Annotated in this window: 2 protein-coding genes; both read left to right on the forward strand. The window is 41.3% G+C overall.

Features of this window, described 5'->3' with window-relative positions; all coding sequences use genetic code 11:
* Window positions 1-618, forward strand: a 618-nt coding sequence (locus tag E0D98_RS24730) for a division plane positioning ATPase MipZ (protein ID WP_131891341.1), incomplete at its 5' end; no start/stop codon positions are given.
* On the forward strand, window positions 615-917 hold the full coding sequence (locus tag E0D98_RS27465; protein WP_001245884.1) for a hypothetical protein: 303 nt from the start codon (window positions 615-617) through the stop codon (window positions 915-917). The genes E0D98_RS24730 and E0D98_RS27465, both read left to right, overlap by 4 nt.
* The last annotated feature ends 84 nt before the right edge of the window (window positions 918-1,001 follow it).

The following is a 1,001-nucleotide window of genomic DNA, read 5'->3' on the forward strand; positions in this document are numbered from 1 at the left end:
GTATTAGGTAGTCAAAAGGGTGGGGTAGGTAAAAGTACACTGGCGGTATCTATAGCTGCGTATCTGATGTCACTAGGCAATAGAGTGATTATTGTCGACGCAGATGACCAGAAATCAGTATTAACCTGGTACAACAATCGCCCTGAAGATCTCCCTCATATTCCGGTTACAGGCGCGACAGGTAACATCAAAGCCATGTTAAAGGAACACGAAAAATCCTATGATTTTGTTATTGCAGACTGTGCTGGCCGTGATAGCGCAGAAATGCGTAGTGGATTGATGGCCGCAGATGTATTCATTTCTCCTTTGCGCCCATCTCAGATGGACCTGGATGTTGTGCCTCATACATGCTCCGTTTTTACAGCAGCAAAAGATTTTAATGAGGATGTTCGGGGATATCTCGTTTTAAACATGACGCCCACAAATATGTTTGTTAATGAAGCCAATGAGGCAGCTGAAGTTCTTAAGGATTACCCTGAAATGCATCTGGCAAACTCCCGGGTATGTGATCGTAAAGCACATCGAGATGCTTGGGCCGAATCAATGACAATTTTTGAAACGCAAAATGATAAAGCCCAGCAAGAAATCGAAGCGTTAGTGAAAGAGGTTATTCTGTGAGAAATAGAGCAAACACTTCACCTCGTGACGAGGCAGCATTTATTAACGGTGGCACGGCTGGCCTTGATAATACCAAAAAGTCATCAGATAAATCATCGGTTGTAAGCAAAGCAAAACCAGTGAGTATTTCTTTTTTTGAAGAAAACCTAAAAGACATTGATGCCCTTATAACGGCTGAGATGGTTTCAGGTAAAGGCAGAGTGAATCGTTCTGATGTTGTCAGGGCGGCGGTAGAAGCACTTAAAACACTATCAAAAACAGAGGTATCACGATTGATAGCAGAAGTAAAACAAAGATAACACCTTGTTATCTTGTTATCTTGTTATCTTGTTATCTTGTTATCTTGTTATCTTCAATGTATTTTAGGATGACCTATGTTGAAT

The organism is Escherichia sp. KCJ4928 (assembly GCF_004352695.1).
Taxonomy (GTDB): domain Bacteria; phylum Pseudomonadota; class Gammaproteobacteria; order Enterobacterales; family Enterobacteriaceae; genus ECMA0423.